6 protein-coding genes are annotated in these 3,431 nt (G+C 71.7%); 5 read left to right on the top strand and 1 reads right to left on the bottom strand.

Annotation, left to right across the window (positions count from 1 at the left end; all coding sequences use genetic code 11):
* The first annotated feature begins 63 nt into the window (after positions 1–63).
* From QZW52_RS19090 to QZW52_RS19070, 5 genes are all read left to right on the top strand, one after another.
* On the top strand, positions 64–1,032 hold the full coding sequence (locus QZW52_RS19090; RefSeq protein WP_294001707.1) for a LysR substrate-binding domain-containing protein: 969 nt from the start codon (positions 64–66) through the stop codon (positions 1,030–1,032).
* Positions 1,033–1,037: 5 nt separating this feature from the next.
* Complete coding sequence (gene gluQRS / locus QZW52_RS19085) at positions 1,038–1,967, top strand: tRNA glutamyl-Q(34) synthetase GluQRS (protein WP_294001706.1); 930 nt, start codon at positions 1,038–1,040, stop codon at positions 1,965–1,967.
* A 43-nt stretch (positions 1,968–2,010) separates the two neighbouring features.
* A complete protein-coding gene (locus tag QZW52_RS19080; RefSeq protein WP_294001705.1) occupies positions 2,011–2,367 on the top strand; it encodes an FKBP-type peptidyl-prolyl cis-trans isomerase in 357 nt (118 codons plus the stop codon).
* Between the two features lie 85 nt (positions 2,368–2,452).
* Complete coding sequence (locus QZW52_RS19075) at positions 2,453–2,755, top strand: type II toxin-antitoxin system Phd/YefM family antitoxin (protein WP_294001704.1); 303 nt, start codon at positions 2,453–2,455, stop codon at positions 2,753–2,755.
* Positions 2,752–3,198, top strand: a complete 447-nt coding sequence (locus QZW52_RS19070) for a type II toxin-antitoxin system VapC family toxin (RefSeq protein ID WP_294001702.1) — start codon at positions 2,752–2,754, stop codon at positions 3,196–3,198. The genes QZW52_RS19075 and QZW52_RS19070 overlap by 4 nt, the downstream gene beginning before the upstream one ends.
* Positions 3,199–3,213: 15 nt before the next feature.
* On the opposite strand, the gene QZW52_RS19065 is transcribed toward QZW52_RS19070, so the two are convergent.
* Positions 3,214–3,431 (bottom strand): hypothetical protein (locus QZW52_RS19065; protein WP_294001700.1); only part of this gene is annotated, 218 nt, incomplete at its 5' end.

Here is a 3,431-nt window from a genome sequence, read left to right as displayed (position 1 = left end):
GTGATGGCATCATTCAAAAGCCTTGAACCCCAGCGCGCGCCCACCCCGGCGCCCCACCCGCCGATGACCGACCGCCGCCACGCCCTGACCCCCGAAGCCCTGGAGATGATGGACACCATCGCCCGCACCGGCAGCTTTGCCGCGGCGGCGCGGGAACTCGGCAAGGTGCCGTCGGCGCTGACCTACAGCGTGCGCCAGTTGGAGGAGGCGCTGGACGTGCTGCTGTTCGACCGCAGCTCGCGCCAGGCGCAGTTGACCGCCGCCGGCGCCGAGCTGCTGCACGAGGGCCGGCGCCTGCTCGCGCAGATGGACGCCGTGGCCAACCGGGTGCAGCGCGTGGCCACTGGCTGGGAGACGACGCTGGCGATCGCGGTGGACAACATCGTGGCGCCGCGGGCGATCTTCGACCTGATCGAGGCGTTCTACGCGCTGCGCTGCACCGAGTCGCCCGACGCCGGCCCGCTGCCCACGCGGCTCAAGCTGCGCAACGAGGTGATGGCCGGCACGCTGGAGGCGCTGCTGAACGGGCAGGTGGATCTGGCGATCGGCATCGGGATGCCGAGTGGCTTGCCGCAGGAGGTGCAGAGCGTGCCGCTGGGTTCGCTGGAGATGCTGCTGGCCGTGGCGCCGCACCACCCGCTGGCGGCGCTGCCCGAGCCGCTGTCGCTGCAGACGGTGGCGCAGCACCGCATCATCGCCATGGCCGACACCGCGCAGCGCATGGACCGCCACACCTTCGGCATCCAGCCGGGGCAGGACGTGCTGACCGTGCCCTCGCTGGTGGCCAAGCTGGAGGCGCAGATCCGCGGCCTGGGTTGCGGCCGGTTGCCGGAGCCGCTGTTGCGGGCGCATGTGGCGGCCGGGCGGCTGGTGGTGAAGCAGACCGAGGGGATGCGGTCGAGCGTCGATCTGCACTACGCCTGGCGGGCCGGGCCGGGCGTCGGCCGGGCGCTGGGCTGGTGGCTGCAGCAGCTCGAAAGCCCCGTTACCCGCCGCGCGTTGCTGGAGCAGCACGCCGGTCTGATCCTTTGAGCGCGGTGCCGGCGGCGGCGGGTGGCTACGTCGGCCGCTTCGCCCCGTCGCCGACCGGGCCGCTGCACGCCGGTTCGATGACCGCCGCGCTGGCCTCGTGGCTCGATGCGCGTGTACACGGCGGGCGCTGGCTGGTCCGCATCGAGGATGTGGACACGCCGCGCTGCGTGCCGGGCGCCGACGCCGAGATCCTGCGCCAGTTGACGGCCTGCGGGCTGGTGCCGGACGAGGCGCCGGTGTGGCAGTCCCGGCGCGGTGCGCTGTACGCCGTGGCGCTGGAGAGACTGCACACCGCCGGTCTCGCCTACGGCTGCCGCTGCACGCGCCGCGAAATCGCGCTGGCGCAGACGGCGCTCGGCCACGACCGCACGCGCCATGGCGAACTCGTCTACCCCGGCACCTGCCGCCCCGGTGGCGCGCAGCCGGTGGCGTGGGCCGAGGCGCGGGCGGTGCGGCTGCTGACCGTGGCGCCCGATGGCGGTGACGTGGTGATCGACTGGACCGACGCCCGCCTCGGCCCGCAGCGCCAGAACGTCACCCGCGAGGTCGGCGACTTCGTGCTGCGGCGGGCGGACAGGCTGTGGGCCTACCAGCTCGCGGTGGTGGTCGATGACGCGGCGCAGGGCGTCACCCACGTCGTGCGCGGGGAGGATCTGGCCGACAACACGCCGCGCCAGATCGGGTTGCAGCAGTGCCTGGGCCTGCCGACGCCGCGTTACCGGCACACGCCGCTGGTGCGCGATGCCCAGGGCGAGAAGCTGTCGAAGCAGACCGGAGCGCCGGCGGTGGCGGTGGAGCGGCCGGTCGAGGTGTTGCGGGCGGCGGCGGCGGCGCTGGGCTTGGCGGTACCTTGGTGTGCGGATGTGAATGCGGTGCTGCAGGCGTCACTGGCGGCCTGGGGCGCGCAGGGCGGTGGGCCGCAACTGGTGGCATGATCGCGGCCGTTTACGTTGTTCCACCCCTACGAAGGCTCACTCCATGATCTCCACTCCCTCTGGCCTGCAGTACGAAGACACCGTCGTCGGCACGGGCGAACTCGCCACCGCCGGCCGCCAGGTCAGCGTGCATTACACCGGCTGGCTGCACGACGCTGCTGCCCCGAACGGCCGCGGCCGCAAGTTCGACTCCAGCAAGGACCGCGGCCAGCCCTTCCGCTTCGCGCTTGGCGCGGGCATGGTCATCGGTGGCTGGGACGAAGGCGTGCAGGGGATGCATGTCGGCGGCACCCGCGTGCTGCTGATCCCGTCGAACCTGGGCTATGGCGCCCGCGGCGCTGGCGGTGTGATTCCGCCGAATGCGACGCTGGTGTTCGAGGTGGATTTCCTCGGGTATTGAGACCGACGGATGGGTGCGTGTGTCTTGATGATGTGCAGTTGAATGGTACATCTGGCATTCATGCCATTGCCGCTGAAAGGCTGTCATGCACTCTCTGCCCTTCACCGAAGCCCGTGCCCACTTGGCCGACACCTTGCGCGAGGTCGAGGCCACTGACACGCCAGTCCTGATCTCGCGCCGCGGGCAGACGGCGGGTGTGCTGATGTCGTGGGCACAGTACCGACGGCTTCAGACTGGCACCGCCGGGTTCAGCGCCCGCCTGACGCAGTGGCGCGCCGAGTGTCTGGCGCCCGAGGCTGGCACTGGGCTGGAGGAAGAGCCAGACCCCTTTGCCGATCTGCGCGATCCCGGCCCCGGGCGTGTGGTGGACTGGACCGACGCGCTGTGAGCGTGCGTGTGCAGGCGAGCGGGACGGCGCCGGTCTGGCTGCTCGACACCAATGTCCTGTCCGAAGGGATCCGACAGCGGCCGCACGCCGGCGTGATGGCGCATCTGGCACGGCATTCGGAAGAACTGGCCGTGCCGGCACCCGTGTGGCATGGGCTGCGGTTTGGCTGGCTGCGGATGCCCGATGGCCGGCGCAAGGACGACATCGGGCGCTATCTGCAGGAGGTCGTGGGCGGTCTCCCGGTGCTGGCCTATGACGCCTCGGTGGCGCGTCTGCACGCCGAGTTGCGCGTCGACGCCGACCGCCGCGGGCGGCCACTGCCGTTCGCCGATGGGCAGATCGCCGCGATTGCGGTCGCCCACGGATTGACGCTGGTCACGCGCAATCTGAAGGATTTCACGGGCGTGTCGGGGTTGCGGCTGGTGGATTGGTTCGAGGGCTGAGCGGCACGGCCGCTCTCAAGCCCCCCGCCAGCGTCCCCCCGCCTCCCGCTGCGCCTTGCCCAGCACCACCAGCGTCTCCAGGATCTGCGGCAGCCGCTTCTTCCACGGCCCGCGCCCGGTGAACCGGCCTGCCAGTGCCTCCTCGTCGAGCGGCTGGGCACTGGCGGCGAGGGCATCGGCGACGGCGCGCATCTGTTCGGGCAGATCGGCGGGCCAGGGCAGGCGGGCGGTCG

This window comes from Sphaerotilus sp. (assembly GCF_013299175.1).
In the GTDB taxonomy this organism is placed as follows: domain Bacteria; phylum Pseudomonadota; class Gammaproteobacteria; order Burkholderiales; family Burkholderiaceae_C; genus Sphaerotilus.
This window is presented reverse-complemented; position numbering and strand designations above follow the sequence as displayed.